This is a genomic window from Microcystis sp. M_QC_C_20170808_M9Col (assembly GCF_007095495.1).
GTDB lineage: Bacteria > Cyanobacteriota > Cyanobacteriia > Cyanobacteriales > Microcystaceae > Microcystis > Microcystis aeruginosa.
The window spans coordinates 1-14,288 of sequence record NZ_SFBZ01000171.1; the positions used below are offsets into that span (position 1 = coordinate 1).

Genomic DNA, 14,288 nt, shown 5'->3' on the forward strand with positions numbered 1-14,288 from the left:
GGAAATAGCCGTAAACTTGATTAACAATCGTCCTCGAAAATGTCTTGACTATCGTACCCCGAATGAGGTATTCTATAAAGGTAGATCAGACAGTGATGCAATTCAGACTTGAATTGGCCTTACCTTAGAGGAAATGCAATCTTTACTGATTAATTGAAACGGTAATTTTGCTTGGATAATATCAGCACCCATCTCGATGGATTTAACAGCTTTTATTTACCATCCATAAACTTTGTCTATCTAGACAAGAGGTAAATTTTGCGGCGTTTTAGTGGTAAAATTACCAAAGAACAATAATCGCTGCCAGTATTCAAGCTGTCAAAGTGGATTTCATCCTCGGCATCGATCGAGAACAATCAAAAAACTGGAGAATAATCGGAGAATCTATGCAACTTAACCCATCTAAACAAGAACTGTTACAAATTGAGTATTTAGCCACCGGTGCCACGGGACAAAACATGGTTAAAGATGATGGCAAAGATGTGATTGAAGGATTAACTAAAACCCCAAAAAGTTTGCCATCTAAATATTTTTATGATCGGCAAGGTTCCCAACTTTTTGAAGCAATCTGTCAATTGCCAGAATACTATCCTACTAGGACAGAAGCCGCTATTCTCCAAGAATATGCTCAAGAAATTGTCGCCTATACAGGGGTCTGCGAATTGATAGAATTAGGTAGTGGTAGTTCCACTAAAACTCGTCTGTTATTGGACGCTTATTATCGGCAACAAAAATCCTCTAAATATGTACCTATCGATGTTAGTGAAACTATTCTCCAAGCTAGTGCCATAGAATTACAAAAAGAATATCCTAATTTACCCATTCAGGGGTTAATTGGAACCTATGAACAGGCCTTAGCTTATTATCAGAACACTTCCTATAATACCAGAATGATTTTTTTCTTGGGAAGTTCGATCGGTAATTTTTCTGCATCTGAATGTGATAAATTCTTGGAAGAAATTGCCACTGTCCTAAAAGCTGGAGATTATTTTTTATTAGGGATTGATCTCCAAAAACCAGCGGCAATTTTAGAAGCAGCTTATAATGATGCTCAAGGGGTGACAGCAGCTTTTAATTTAAATATGCTTTCCCATTTAAATTGGCGTTTTCAAGCTGATTTTAACCTTGATTTATTTAGTCATCAAGCTATCTATAATCAAGACAAATCCCAAATTGAAATGTATTTAATTTGTCAAAAAACTCACCATGTTCATCTTAAAAAACTCGATTTAACAGTTAATTTTCAAGCATCAGAAAGTATTTTGACAGAAATTTCGCGTAAATTTAACCTAGAAACTATGGAAAAAGACCTAGAATCAAAGGGATTAAAACCGCTTAGGGTTTTCACCGATCCTGAAAATTTATTCGGGTTAATTCTCTGTCAGTTATACCTGTAAATAACGAAAACATTCTCATCAGTAATAGAGGCATAAAAACATGGAAAAGATTCAAGCACAGGCTCCTATATCTCTAAATAAATGTAGTCGAGAAAATCTACTGGAATATTTTGAAAATGCTTGGCAATTAGAAGATATGCTGTTAAAAAGCATCATCAAAGAAGAAGCTTTTTATTGTAACCCTGACGATTTAAGAAATCCCCTGATTTTTTATTTAGGTCATGCTGCCGCTTTTTATCTGAATAAATTGCAGCTGGTTAACCTATTAAAAAAAAGCCCTAATCCTGACTACGAATTATTGTTTGGAGTGGGAGTAGATCCGGCAACTCCCGCAGAATTAAACTCTGCTATCGCCCATATTCAGTGGCCCGGGGTGGCTAAGGTTTGGGAATATCGGCAACAAGTCTATGAAATTGTGGTCGAAATAATTAAAAATATCCCCCTTAATCTTCCTATTCATCCTCAGCATTCTCTCTGGTCATTAATGATGGGGATTGAGCATCAGCGTGTTCACTTTGAAACATCTTCAATGTTACTCAGACAACTGCCCTTAGAGCATCTGCAACGTCCTCAAGGGTGGCATTATGCCCCTTCTTTTGGTCAAGCTTATCCTAACCAAATGGTGGCGGTTTCTGGGGGAATAGTGGAAATTGGTAAACCCCAAGATTCTCCTATTTATGGTTGGGATAATGAGTATGGTTATCGTCAAGTTCAAGTTAACAATTTTCTGGTGAGTAAATATATGATTACCAACGGAGAATTTAAAGAATTTGTCGATAATAGTGGCTACGAAAATCCCAGCTATTGGGATGAAGAAGCTTGGCAATGGAAAAATCATTACCGAGTCAAATATCCTAAATTTTGGCTGGTAGATGAGCGAGGAAATTATCAATATCGAGCCATGTTTGATGCTCTCGATTTACCTCTTGATTGGCCAGTAGAAGTTAACTATTATGAAGCGATCGCCTACTGTCGTTTTCAAGGTCAAGGAATACGTTTAATGACGGAAGCTGAGTGGAATTTAGTCACCTATGGCAGTCAAAAAAATCGATGTTATACCCTAGAAAACGATAACTTTGATGACTATAACCTCAATTTAAAATTCTGTTCTCCCACTCCCGTAGGAATGTTAAAAAATGCGGGCAATAACTCAGACATTTATGATTTACGGGGTAACGTCTGGGAATGGCTAGAAGATGATTTTAATCCCTTAACTGACTTTCAACCCCATTACCTCTATGCTGACAATTCCACTCCTTTCTTTAATAGTCAACATAAAATGATGTTAGGAGGAGCTTGGGTGACTAACGGCACAGAAATCCTACCCTACTATCGCAATTGGTTTCGCCGGAATTTTTATCAACACGCTGGTTTTAGAATCGCACAAAGTCTTTAGGTGGGGTGTGGGGTGTGGGGTGTGGGGTGTGGGGTTTTACCCATTTTCAGGGGGTCAATTACCTAATTTTCAGGGAAAAAGTGCCTAATTTTCCCCCCCGATTACTGCAAAGGCCAGCACTTTTTGATGTCAAAAAAGCCTAAAGATATTATCCAACAAGGTTTTTAGATTTATTCTGCAAACTTTAGGTAATTGCCAATTTTTCAAAAAATTCCTGTAACAGTTGCCCCTCGATCGCTACAATAGAACCTAGTAGAGCGCGGATAAAATCGATCACCATGAATCAACCTGCAATTTTTCATCTCGCTATTCCGATTACCGATGTGTCCAGTGCTAAAAGCTTTTACTGTGATGGTTTAGGTTGTTTAGCGGGAAGAGAAACCGAGAAAGCGATTATCTTAAATTTCTCCGGTCATCAGGTAGTCGCTCACGTCACCGAAATGCCTCTTACTCCCCAAAATAGCATTTATCCTCGCCATTTTGGTCTAATTCTGCCGGATGCCAGCGATTGGGACAATCTTCTCGAAAAAGCGCGAGTCAATCAACTAAAATTTTATCTAGAACCAAAAACTCGCTTTACTGGGGAGATAACCGAACATAAAACCTTTTTCCTGGAGGATCCTTTCTATAATCTCCTGGAATTTAAACATTATCGCCACTACGAAGCTATTTTTGCCAGTCGGGAATTAACAGCGATCGGCGATCGAGCTTAAAATAAACAACAGGTGACTTTTTTGTAACTGGTTAGTCCTCTCCTCAATCGAGACAAAAATAGGGGAACTTCGCTCAGATTTTCTCATCAAAACTAAAAAAACCTTGGCTGGCAATGATCAATTCTTAGGAAATCTATGAAAAAACTTTTATTGTTAACCCTATTCATTATCGGTCTAGGATTTGCTCTCTTTAACTTTACTGGATTAGCAAATCGTGGCGAATATCAATCAATTTTGATCGACTTTAAAGACGATATACCTGTCAGCGTACTCGATGAGCAGTTAAATGCTATCAACAAAAAAGCGGGAAAACTCACCAGTTTAAATAGTATTTTTTCCATCGATGAACATCTTTACATTATCGATGGAGATAGCAAACTCCTGAAAAATCTCCGCAATTCCGACCTAAAAAAATACACCGAATCGATCGAAGCCGATTATATTTATCATGCTTTTATCGCCCCCAATGACCCCGACTATAGCAAACAGTGGAACCTGAGGGGAATTAACATCGAACGCGCTTGGGAAGAAAATCACGGTGAAGGGATCACCGTCGCTGTCATTGATACAGGTGTATCAAAAGTCCCCGATCTGCGAGAAACCGAGTTTGTCGAAGGCTACGACTTCGTCAACGATCGCAGCAATGCCGAGGACGATAACGGTCACGGAACCCATGTAGCGGGAACAATTGCCCAATCGACCAATAATAACTACGGGGTGGCCGGCATCGCCTACAAAGCCAAAATTATGCCCCTCAAGGTGCTTTCCGGGACGGGTGGGGGAACCGTGGGAGATATTGCCGAAGCGATCCGTTTTGCCGTCGATAATAAAGCCGATGTCATCAATATGAGTTTAGGGGGTGGAGGTGAAACCCAAGTAATGAAAGAGGCGATCGAATATGCCTATAGTAAAGGTGTGGTAATCGTCGCCGCTGCCGGTAATGCCGATGATAATTCCGCCGCCTATCCCGCCCGTTTTCCGCACGTTATCGGCGTTTCTGCGGTAGATGCCTCCGGAAATAAAGCCCCCTATTCTAATTTCGGGGCCGGAATCGATATTGCTGCCCCAGGCGGCTCCGATACGGGTAAAATTGTCCAAGAAACCATCGATCCAGCTAAGGGGGGGGAACCGGCGTTCCTCGGTTTTCAGGGAACCAGCATGGCTGCCCCTCACGTTGCCGGGGTGGTAGCTTTAATCAAGGCTGCGGGAATTAAAGAACCCAATGCAGTTTTAGAGGTTTTGCAACAGTCGGCCCGTAAGATCAATGATGATCCCTTTAATCATTTTGGGGCCGGACAATTAGACGCGGGCAATGCCCTACAATTGGCCCTGAAAGGACAGATTACTTTCCGGGATTTTTGGCGTTGGTTGCGCGATAACGGTTATCTCAATCCCCGTTTCTGGATTGATGGCGGCGCGGTGGCGGTTTTGCCCAAAATGGCCATGGTTTTGGGTTCTTATCTTCTTGCTTGGTGGCTAAGAAGTTATTTTCCCTTCTCCTGGAACGGATTTTTGAATGCTGGTCTAATTTTTGGCAGTTCTGGCTTATTTTTCCTCAGAGGTCTTTATATCTTCGATTTACCCCAATGGCCTTTCCGAGTGATGGGGAGTTCTCTTTCCGACCTAGGAGGTGTTATTCAGGGAAGTTCTGCCCTTAATCCGCTTTTTGCTAGTGTTATCCTGCCCTTTGTCCTGATTGCTCTGCTTTTGGGTCATCCCCAAGCAAAATGGTTAGCGGTGGGGGTATCTTTAGCCATGGCGGTGACTTTAGGTATCAGTGCTGTTATCCATCCTACTCTGATCTGGTTAGGTTCTGGTACGATCGCTCGGACATTTTTGGGCGTAAATGCGCTTTTATGTCTCGGTTTAGGTTATTTAGCCCTAAAAAGTGCTACTTCATCCCGATACGCTTAAACAGGGGTTACAATGGGACAATAAGGGTGATTTACCGATAAAAACCTCTTTGGTTTTGGTATCTTCCTTTTGTTTTGCATTGAGTTCTCCTACAACAGCAGCCTCGGACATTAACCGAGGTTTTTTCTTTATGGTGTATGTTAGTTTCTAAGGGTTTTTTGGGAATCCCCAATCCCTATCTCGAAAGTTTCCCCCAATACCCCCTCGAATCATCGAGTTTATCTATTGTCTCTTTTCTAAGGTGTCTATCGTGTCAAATCATAAAATTCTCGTTATCGATGACAGTAAAGTGATCAGGATGCACGTTCGCGATATGTTACCAGAGGGTAACTTTGAATTTCTCGAAGCTAAAGACGGATTAGAGGGTTATAATCTCATCCGTACCGAAAACCCGAATTTGATTATTTTGGACTTCCTTCTCCCGAAAATGAGCGGTTGGGAGGTGTTTCAGCAAATCCAAACCGAAGATAATCTCAAAAGTATCCCCCTAGTGTTAATGTCGGGACGGAAAGAGGAGGTAGTAGAGAAAATCCCCGAACCTTTCCAGCATTTTGCCTTTATTGAGAAGCCTTTCGACCAAAAACAATTGCTACAAGCGATTAAAGAAGCGAGGGCTAAGGCCAAACAATATTCCCCCAAACCAACAGTTTTTAGCCCGAAACTAGAGGAACTCACCGGGGATTATAGCACCGATATTCAGACTCTCCGGACCCAAATTGCCCAAATGCAAACAGAAATGGAAACTATGAAGAAACAAATGTCTCAATTAGTGGCTTTTATTAAGAAAAAACTGGCCTAGAACTATTCAGCCCGATTTTTGATGACTTGGGCCAGCAGTTATCCTTATCTGGCGGTGCCAATCTCTGGCTAATCTCCTATCCCTTTTAAACAGGATTTAGGATAATATGAAGTAGTCTTTATTTGGTGAGTGACTAATACTAAATCCGTTGAGTATAGGCTACTTATAGAGGGGAGGCAAAAGGCAACAGGCAAAAGGCAAAAGGGGAAATAAATAATCAGTTTTTAATAACCAGATTTAGTATTAATTCACTGATAACTAGGGCTTGCTGAATAATGGTAAAACCCTTTTAAAATAAGGCTTTTGACCTGTTAAAATCCGATGTTCATGCTGCGAAAATAGGATTGGGACATTCAAAAACCTTGCATTATTCTTAATGCAGTACATAAGTTGGTACAAAAAGAAGGATAACAAAGCCTGAAACGACTGGCTACTGACTACTGACTCCTGACTCCTAACCCCACCAATAGACTTTTTAAGCAAACCCTAACTAATTATGAATTGGCAAGAAATAGCAGGTAATTGGGTTTTTCTCCCCCGTCGTCCCCGGGGTATCATTCACTTTTTAGGGGGGGCATTTGTGGCGGCGGCCCCGAATATTACCTATCGTTGGTTATTAGAAAGTCTTGGGAATTCAGGATACGCTATTGTTGCTACTCCCTTTGTTAATACCCTCGATCATAAATCGATCGCCCGCACAGTTTTAAACCGTTTTGATAATATTATTGAACGTCTGCGCTGGAATCATAGTCTGCCCCAAGGTTATCTCCCCATCTACGGATTGGGTCACAGTATGGGGTGTAAACTACATTTATTAATCGGTAGTCTCTACGAAGTGGAACGGGCGGGAAATATCCTCATTTCCTTTAATAATTATCCCATTCGTCGAGCTATTCCCTTTATCGAACCTTTGCAAATTGACACCACTTTTAACCTCGAATTTACCCCTTCCCCCGAAGAAACAAACGAGTTAATTTTCCAAGATTATGCCATTCGTCGCAATCTTTTAATCCGTTTTCAAGACGACACGATCGATCAATCTCTGGTATTAAATCCCCTGCTAAAAAAACGCTTTAATGATTTAATTGCCCTGCGAACTCTCCCGGGCAATCATCTCACTCCCTTGAGTCAAGATGTCAGTTGGCAAACCGGAGAAGTATTTACTCCCCTCGATGCGATCGGCCAATGGTTAAAACAGGGACTTGCCCGGGATAATTCCCGTCTCAAAGATGAGATTCTCCACTGGTTAAATCCCGTCCTTCCGGCCTCTCGTTAGCTTTCCTCTAGATTAATCCCCATTGCCCGTAATTGCGCCTCTATGCGGGCTAATTTTGCCTCAGCTTCCTGGGCCCGTTGTCGTTCCTGTTGGGCTTGCTGTTCGGCAGTCCTGGCCCTTTGTTCGGCTAATTCCGCTTTTTGCTTGATTTCTAGGGTGGTCAAAAACCGGGAGCCATCGGGATAAAAAATAGCTAACTGGGGACTCTCCAGTTGAAAACGGATCTGTAGAAGCGGACTCTGCCAATTATCGATCGCGGCAATCATCTCCAATTGATCACCCCTGCGCCACCAACCCTGTAGATAATTAGCATCGGGATCGTAGAGATAATATTCTTCTACGCCAAAACGCTGATAAAATTGCCATTTTCGGCGCATTTCCGCTTTAGTGTTGCCCGGAGAGAGAATTTCAAAGACTACCTGCGGCGCAATCTGGTTCTCTAACCATTGCTTATAGGAACCTCGATCGCCCTTGGGTCTGCCAAACACCACCATAGCATCCGGCGCTTGACAGATTTTATTATCCCCCTCGACTGGATACCACAACAGATCGCCGGCGATAAACACATGGTCATTGTCTGCGAATAAACATTCGAGATTTTCCTTGATCGTCACGATCCAGCGAAACTGTTTGGTATTATCGGCCATCGGTTTACCATCACTATCGGGATAGATAATCTCCGACTCAGAGAAAGATATCGCTTTTACCATCGTTCTACTCCCTAGCGTACTAACTATTTAGTATAGCATTAAATTCCCTGACGAAAGAGGGCAAAAGCCGAAGTATAACCGTGTAAAAAAGTGCGACCGCCCACTGGCCCGATTTCTCCATTGCCAAAGAAGCCAGCGAGGGGAACATTGGCGAAATAACGCTGAAAAAGACCCGAATCAAAGTCCGGTTTTTCGTAGAGATTTTCCCCGCGACCGAGACAGGAAAAGATCAAAGCTCCTAGTATATCTGAACTAGCGGGTTTTTCTTGGGGAAAAGCTTGCAGAAGTAATTCTAAATCTAGAGCGGAAGTGTCGGCATCGCGCAGGTGAAATTGTACCCGCTGCCCCGGACGAACTCGATCGCCAATTGCGATCGCACCTTGACGAGGATCTACTCCCAAAACATTGCGAATTAAGAAATCTCCGGCCCGCAACTGCATTTTAAACTCATCCCTAGCAATACCGATAAAAAGGGAGTGTTGCGCTAATTCTCGGTCTTTTTCGCTCAAGGAGGCAATTAAATCCCGCAGTAGATTTAAAGGTGGTTGCGAAGTCCCATCGGCCCCTTTACCGGTCATGGAGATGATAATATTGCGTTCTCCCTCACTCACCTGATAAATCGGTCCGATGGGACGACAACCTTGGGCGACGATAGTTTCGACGATAATATTGCCAGAAAGGGCGATTCCTACGGTTCCCTGACGATAGAGATAGGTATTACGGGGTTTTTGTTGATCGTGGTAGAATAGACCCCCAGAACGTTCGATCATGCCACCACTGACTAAACCGCCGATTTTGGCCGAACCGGGGTAGGCAAAATCTAAACCCTCTAACAGATCATTGATGCGACTGGAAAAAGGATCGGCTAAAAGGATAAATTGGGGATTTTTGGCCGCTTCTACCCCTAATAATTCTGTCCAACTAGAGGGGGAACTGTCGAGATCGGGCATTTCCGCCGCTTCGATATAGAAAGGCTGTACTTCCACATTGGGCAAATGGGCGACGGTGAGACTTAAAGCTGGACTCGCTTCGATTTCTCGCGCTTTTTCCCTGTCATCCATGCCGACAATCCCCGCGCCACCGCAGCCGATCAGCACAGGAACAGGGAGTTTATCCAAGATTAAGGGAACTAAACGGGGATAGTCGCTGGCATAGGCAGAAGAAATAAAAATTATGGCTAGATCTGCCGATCCAACTAATTTATCTTGCACTTTTTCTACTACCTCCGTCACCGCTGCTTCTAGGGAGGGACGGGTTGATAGGGCATTAATCCACTCGATGCGATCGCTCATGTTTCTTGACCCCAAATTTGGTCTCAATGGTCAAAGATGATCATCTTAACAATAAATTAACCTAAAAATCCTATCCGCGCCCCTAGATGGCGCAATAAATTGTAGAATTGTCATGACGTGAGCCAATAGGGCCGCAAGGGATTGTCAGTTATTTTAATCATATTTAATCTTAAAATAGAGAATTGTCCCCGCTAAGATAAAAGTCACAAAATTAGCGATAATAATCGGTTTACTGCTCATATAAAGACCGTAGATGAGCCAAAGAAAAACCCCCAGACAAAAGCAAATAAACATAGTTAGGGACAAGTCCTTAGCCGAACGATAACGCCAAGTTTTAATCACTTGGGGTAAAAAGGAGACAGTGGTTAATATTCCCGCCACGATCCCGATTAGTTCAATAATATTCACCGATTATCCTCTTTGCTCAGTTTCTCTCATTTTAAACTGTTGACTATCTAAATTACTCCTGACTTGAAAGAGGGTGTAGGGTGTGGGGTGTAGGGTGTAGGGAAGGAAACCTCTTTCATCTGTGGGGGTGAAAATTTTTTCATCAGGACTGACGACCGACGACCAACTCCTAACCCCACCAAGAAACTTTTTCAGCAGCTTCTACTTATTGAGCGATTACTATCACCGAAGTGCCGATTTGTACCTTTTCAAATAAAGCCTTTATATCTCGATCGCGCATCCTGACGCAACCGTGGGAGACGGCCCGGCCGATGAGATTTTCTTGGGGTGTACCGTGAAAACCGATAAAATTCGCGCCATCGGTCCAAAATCCGATCCAACGCGCCCCTAAGGGGTTGTTTTTTCCCGATGGCACCAGTTGCCCGGTGAAAGGATGTTCCCAGACCGGTTCCCGCACCATCTGAATCACCCTAAATCGTCCCGTCGGGGTTTCCCAACCCGGACGACCGATCGCCACTGGGTAAGATGCAATTATTTTCTGTCCTTGGTAAACAAAAACCCGTCTTTTTTTTAAATTCAGCAGCAAACGGGTTTCCGTTCGGATTACCGTGGTTGCGGGGGGGGAATTACCGAGACTAATGGGGGGATTGAGGAAAAATTCCCCTATTCCTAGACATAAACAGAGAATCGGCAGCAAAACTCGCATCTGATACCAGCAAAGTCAAAATTTTTATCTGTATTCTAATCTGATTGTGAGGATGTCAAACCGTCGATATGGTGAGTGCGGGGGGGGAGGATAAAATCGGAGTCGAGTTGGGCTAATTCGGTTACACTAATCCCTAGCTGGAATATTAACTTTTGTAACTATGACCGCCGCTATTGCTCTCGATCGCGTTTCTAAAATCTATAACAATCTCCCAGTAGTTAACGAGCTTTCCTTTACCATCGAAAAAGGGGAAATCTTTGGTTTACTCGGTCCCAACGGTGCGGGAAAATCGACGACAATCCGCATGATTATCACCCTAACCGAAGCAAGTCAAGGAGAAATCGCAGTGGCGGGGTATGATGTCAAAAAATACCGCGATCAGGTGAAGAAAAATATTGGGGTAGTCTTACAACAGATTAGCGTTGATGGGGAATTAACCGTCTGGGAAAATCTGGAATTTCACGGCCGGATGCACCATATCCCCAATCCCCAGAGACAGGAATTAATCGATCGCTATTTAGATTATGTCAGTTTAAGCGATCAAAAATCTGCCCTTGCCAAAACTCTTTCCGGAGGGATGAAACGACGTTTACAGATTGCTCGCGCTCTTCTTCACGAACCAAAAATACTCTTTCTCGATGAACCGACGGTCGGTTTAGACCCCCAAAATCGTCGTCGTTTGTGGGAAGTAATTCGCGATTTAAACCAGCAAGGAATGACAATTTTATTAACCACTCACTACATGGAAGAAGTGGAATTTCTCTGTCAGGATAACGGCACAGGAAAACTGGGCAGAATTGGCATTATGGACGCAGGCAAATTAATCGAATTAGGAACTATAACGGATTTTCGCACTAAGTATGGCGAGGGTTTAGTTATCAAACAAGTTGGCGATAAAATCGATTATAAATTCTTCCCCACCGTGGCTGATGCCAATGCCTATCTTGACAGTTTGAGCGATAAAACTGGAGTAATGTGTCGCCCTTCCAACCTCGAAGATATCTTTGTGGAACTGACGGGACATCAATTAGATTAAATTCTTGGTTTGGCTGTTAGGAAGTTGTTCAGTTATCGGTTTTTGACTCCGGTTTTTCTGAGATTAACTGTGTTTAAATCGGCATTTCTTGGCTCTTATCTGATGTCTATTTTATTGGCAAACCTGCTAGAGTCTAGGTCAATTAGCTGAGCCTGTCCCTAAAAACCGAGTTCAAACCTAAAAAAAGAGGCTTTTAGCGGTTTTTAAGCTTTTTGAGCCAGATAAATGGCCTAGGAAGGGAACTTTTTCCCGAGAGGGAGAGTCATCGGGAACTGGATAAAAACTAGATTCCCCTCTCGATCGATAGACAAAATTGACGGTAATCGTTTAGAATGAAGCACTGAATACTGACGAGATGACAATTATCCCTATGACCGATCTCCAGACAAAAACTAGATGGTCAACAGCGCGGCGATATTACGAGTTGCTTAGTGTTTTAGTGGAACGTAATCTCAAGGGACGCTATCGGGGTTCTTTTCTGGGGGTTTACTGGTCCTTGTTAAATCCCCTGATTATGACTGCACTATACACGGCAATTTTCGGCACGGTTTTCGCCTCTTATTTTGATAATTCTATAGTTAACTATGTCCTAGCGGCTTTCACTGGTTTAGTAGTAATAAATTTTTTTAATGCTTCCACTAACCAAGCTTTACCTAGTATCGTCGGTAATGGCAGTATTCTAAATAAAATTCGTCTGCCGGTTAGCATCTTTCCCGTTTCCATGGTAGTGGCAAATATTTTTCAATTTGCTATTAGTATCTTTCCCCTTTTGGCTATAGTAACTCTCTGGAAATCTCAAAGTTTAATTAATGTAATTGCTCTGATTTTTCCTGTGATCGGTCTTTCTCTGGTTTGCACGGGAGTGGGTTTCTTTGTCAGTACCCTCTACGTTTTCTTCAGAGACTTACCCTATTTTTACGAAATTGTTTGTTTTGTCGCTTGGATTAGCAGCCCGATTTTTTATCCCCCAGAAATTATTCCTCCTTCCGTACAACCATTCCTGCTATTAAACCCATTATTGCCAGTAATCGAAAGTATTCGCCAATTGTCCCTTTCCCCCGGATTACCGGATTTTGGTTTGATTTTTCAATCTCTACTCGGTGGGATCATCATCTTAGGAATTGGTTGGACTTGCTTCCGACTCTGGCGACATTTATTTATGGATTTATTATAAATGACAGAAGTAATTCGACTCGATCAAGTGTCTCTCGAAAGACGTACTCAAGAAGAATTCTCCTACGATCTAAAAAGGACAATCTTCTCTATTCTTGAAGGTAAATATCGTCAACCGGCCAAAAAATTAGTTCTAGATGATATAGATTTAGTCATTAATTCTGGAGCAAAATTAGGTATCATTGGAGCTAATGGCGCAGGAAAATCTACTCTCTTAAAAGTTATTTGTGGTATTCTGGAACCGACAAAGGGACAGGTGAAAGTCAGGGGACAAATTGCCTCTCTAATTGAATTAGGAGCGGGTTTTGATCCAGATTTACCGGTAAAAGATAATATTATTCTCTATGGGGTAATGCTGGGATTTTCTCGTCAGGAAATGAAGGAAAAAACCAAAGATATCCTTGACTTTGCTGAGTTAGAAGAATATATGGGAGCGCCGGTGAAATCTCTTTCTTCCGGGATGGTGGCTCGTTTAGGATTTGCGATCGCAACAGAGGTTCACCCCGATATTCTTATTCTTGATGAAGTCCTTTCCGTCGGGGATGAAAGTTTTAAAAATAAGTGTAAACGACGGTTAAAAAAATTCTGGAATTCTAACGCTACTATTTTAGTAGTTTCCCACGATTTGACTTTAATTCAAGAGTCCTGTAACCAAGCAATTTGGCTGAATAAGGGACAGTTGCAATGTCAGGGTAAATCGGAAGATGTAATCAAGTTTTATTTGGATTCCGTGCATCAAAATGAAGTTAATTTTTAATTAAGTAGGTAATCTCAATTAATTGTTAGATAGTAATAATGTATCTACGTTTTACTTAAGTAGCTGGTTATAATTAAATTAAAAATGGATTTTAGGTTCGATCCCCCCTGCCCCCCTTGATAAGGGGGGTGCCGATCCCCCCTTAATCCCCCCTTAATAAGGGGGGGATCTGAAAGTTTTTAATACCCACCTACCTAGTCGAAAACGCTGTAACCAAATAAAAAACCTCGGTGTCCAGCCGAGGTAGCGCTAAGTTATGTAGGAGAACTCAAGCAAATCTGTCAATGGGGTAAACCCAAACCCCGAAAACTTTTTTAAGCTAGTAGGCCAAGTTTTTTGCCATTGTCTCGGACTAAGGGAATCATATTTTGTCTGATACTCCCCGATACAATCTGAACTGGCTTGCTGTCTTGGCTGTTTTGCTTTAACTTTTAGTTCATGTAAATAAATGTAACAAGATTTTTACGAATTGTAAAGAAGGATTGACAAAATAAAACTTATATGTAACATAAGCTAAGTTAATATTTTTCGCCGATCGAAGCTAGGGGGGGTAGAAACAGAAACCAAAAACCTACCTAAAGCCTTTTAAAGTTACTCATTTCTGTAGCTAGATAGCTAAAATAAGTAACTTTGGCCACCGATAGATTTTAAGAACGTTATCAGGTATAATCAAGATATGAAGCTAGTTGAACGTCATATTATCAGTCAAAA

The 14,288-nt window shown here is 42.1% G+C and carries 13 protein-coding genes and 1 pseudogene; 10 read left to right on the forward strand and 4 right to left on the reverse strand.

Features of this window, described 5'->3' with window-relative positions; all coding sequences use genetic code 11:
* The 7 genes and pseudogenes from EWV68_RS10145 to EWV68_RS10175 all read left to right on the forward strand — a co-directional run.
* A pseudogene (locus EWV68_RS10145) lies at window positions 1–112 on the forward strand (IS30 family transposase); the annotation flags it as partial.
* A gap of 274 nt (window positions 113–386) precedes the next feature.
* Window positions 387–1,397: an L-histidine N(alpha)-methyltransferase gene (egtD, locus tag EWV68_RS10150; protein ID WP_287169693.1), complete on the forward strand. Its 1,011-nt coding sequence runs from the start codon at window positions 387–389 to the stop codon at window positions 1,395–1,397.
* Window positions 1,398–1,437: 40 nt separating this feature from the next.
* Complete coding sequence (gene ovoA, locus EWV68_RS10155; protein ID WP_061432488.1) at window positions 1,438–2,793, forward strand: 5-histidylcysteine sulfoxide synthase; 1,356 nt, start codon at window positions 1,438–1,440, stop codon at window positions 2,791–2,793.
* 278 nt (window positions 2,794–3,071) lie between these two features.
* Entirely contained in the window at window positions 3,072–3,506 is a 435-nt protein-coding gene (locus tag EWV68_RS10160) for a VOC family protein (protein ID WP_004162898.1), read from the forward strand.
* A 135-nt stretch (window positions 3,507–3,641) separates the two neighbouring features.
* Window positions 3,642–5,420, forward strand: a complete 1,779-nt coding sequence (locus EWV68_RS10165; protein WP_287169694.1) for a S8 family peptidase — start codon at window positions 3,642–3,644, stop codon at window positions 5,418–5,420.
* A 250-nt stretch (window positions 5,421–5,670) separates the two neighbouring features.
* Window positions 5,671–6,219 carry a response regulator gene (locus EWV68_RS10170; protein ID WP_287169695.1) on the forward strand — a complete coding sequence of 183 codons (549 nt, stop codon included), beginning with the start codon at window positions 5,671–5,673 and terminating at the stop codon, window positions 6,217–6,219.
* Window positions 6,220–6,715: 496 nt separating this feature from the next.
* Window positions 6,716–7,495, forward strand: coding sequence for a DUF1350 family protein (locus tag EWV68_RS10175; protein ID WP_004162891.1), 780 nt, complete (start codon window positions 6,716–6,718; stop codon window positions 7,493–7,495).
* Here EWV68_RS10175 and EWV68_RS10180 read toward each other — a convergent pair.
* From EWV68_RS10180 to EWV68_RS10195, 4 genes are all read right to left on the reverse strand, one after another.
* On the reverse strand, window positions 7,492–8,205 hold the full coding sequence (locus EWV68_RS10180) for a Uma2 family endonuclease (protein WP_287169696.1): 714 nt from the start codon (window positions 8,203–8,205) through the stop codon (window positions 7,492–7,494). The genes EWV68_RS10175 and EWV68_RS10180 overlap by 4 nt on opposite strands.
* Before the next feature lie 38 nt (window positions 8,206–8,243).
* Window positions 8,244–9,497 carry an FIST signal transduction protein gene (locus EWV68_RS10185; RefSeq protein ID WP_287169697.1) on the reverse strand — a complete coding sequence of 418 codons (1,254 nt, stop codon included), beginning with the start codon at window positions 9,495–9,497 and terminating at the stop codon, window positions 8,244–8,246.
* Between the two features lie 153 nt (window positions 9,498–9,650).
* On the reverse strand, window positions 9,651–9,905 hold the full coding sequence (locus EWV68_RS10190; RefSeq protein WP_008197533.1) for a SemiSWEET transporter: 255 nt from the start codon (window positions 9,903–9,905) through the stop codon (window positions 9,651–9,653).
* Between the two features lie 205 nt (window positions 9,906–10,110).
* Complete coding sequence (locus tag EWV68_RS10195) at window positions 10,111–10,611, reverse strand: L,D-transpeptidase (RefSeq protein ID WP_061432494.1); 501 nt, start codon at window positions 10,609–10,611, stop codon at window positions 10,111–10,113.
* A gap of 160 nt (window positions 10,612–10,771) precedes the next feature.
* On the opposite strand from EWV68_RS10195, the gene EWV68_RS10200 reads away from it, so the two are divergent.
* The 3 genes from EWV68_RS10200 (at window position 10,772) to EWV68_RS10210 (ending at window position 13,577) form a co-directional block, all read left to right on the forward strand.
* On the forward strand, window positions 10,772–11,647 hold the full coding sequence (locus EWV68_RS10200; RefSeq protein WP_287169698.1) for an ABC transporter ATP-binding protein: 876 nt from the start codon (window positions 10,772–10,774) through the stop codon (window positions 11,645–11,647).
* 370 nt (window positions 11,648–12,017) lie between these two features.
* Entirely contained in the window at window positions 12,018–12,821 is an 804-nt protein-coding gene (locus EWV68_RS10205) for an ABC transporter permease (protein WP_004162880.1), read from the forward strand.
* The gene (locus EWV68_RS10210; RefSeq protein ID WP_190722102.1) at window positions 12,822–13,577 is read left to right on the forward strand and encodes an ABC transporter ATP-binding protein; all 756 of its coding nucleotides are present in this window, start codon (window positions 12,822–12,824) and stop codon (window positions 13,575–13,577) included. It begins immediately after the preceding gene.
* Window positions 13,578–14,288: the final 711 nt, after the last annotated feature.

Excerpts from the sequence above, each read along its gene's own strand:
- egtD (WP_287169693.1), top strand. The coding sequence starts at position 387 with ATGCAACTTAACCCATCTAAACAAGAACTGTTACAAATTGAGTATTTA.
- ovoA (WP_061432488.1), top strand. The coding sequence starts at position 1,438 with ATGGAAAAGATTCAAGCACAGGCTCCTATATCTCTAAATAAATGTAGT.
- EWV68_RS10160 (WP_004162898.1), top strand. The coding sequence starts at position 3,072 with ATGAATCAACCTGCAATTTTTCATCTCGCTATTCCGATTACCGATGTG.
- EWV68_RS10165 (WP_287169694.1), top strand. The coding sequence starts at position 3,642 with ATGAAAAAACTTTTATTGTTAACCCTATTCATTATCGGTCTAGGATTT.
- EWV68_RS10175 (WP_004162891.1), top strand. The coding sequence starts at position 6,716 with ATGAATTGGCAAGAAATAGCAGGTAATTGGGTTTTTCTCCCCCGTCGT.
- EWV68_RS10180 (WP_287169696.1), bottom strand. The coding sequence starts at position 8,205 with ATGGTAAAAGCGATATCTTTCTCTGAGTCGGAGATTATCTATCCCGAT.
- EWV68_RS10185 (WP_287169697.1), bottom strand. The coding sequence starts at position 9,497 with ATGAGCGATCGCATCGAGTGGATTAATGCCCTATCAACCCGTCCCTCC.
- EWV68_RS10195 (WP_061432494.1), bottom strand. The coding sequence starts at position 10,611 with ATGCGAGTTTTGCTGCCGATTCTCTGTTTATGTCTAGGAATAGGGGAA.
- EWV68_RS10200 (WP_287169698.1), top strand. The coding sequence starts at position 10,772 with ATGACCGCCGCTATTGCTCTCGATCGCGTTTCTAAAATCTATAACAAT.
- EWV68_RS10205 (WP_004162880.1), top strand. The coding sequence starts at position 12,018 with ATGACCGATCTCCAGACAAAAACTAGATGGTCAACAGCGCGGCGATAT.
- EWV68_RS10210 (WP_190722102.1), top strand. The coding sequence starts at position 12,822 with ATGACAGAAGTAATTCGACTCGATCAAGTGTCTCTCGAAAGACGTACT.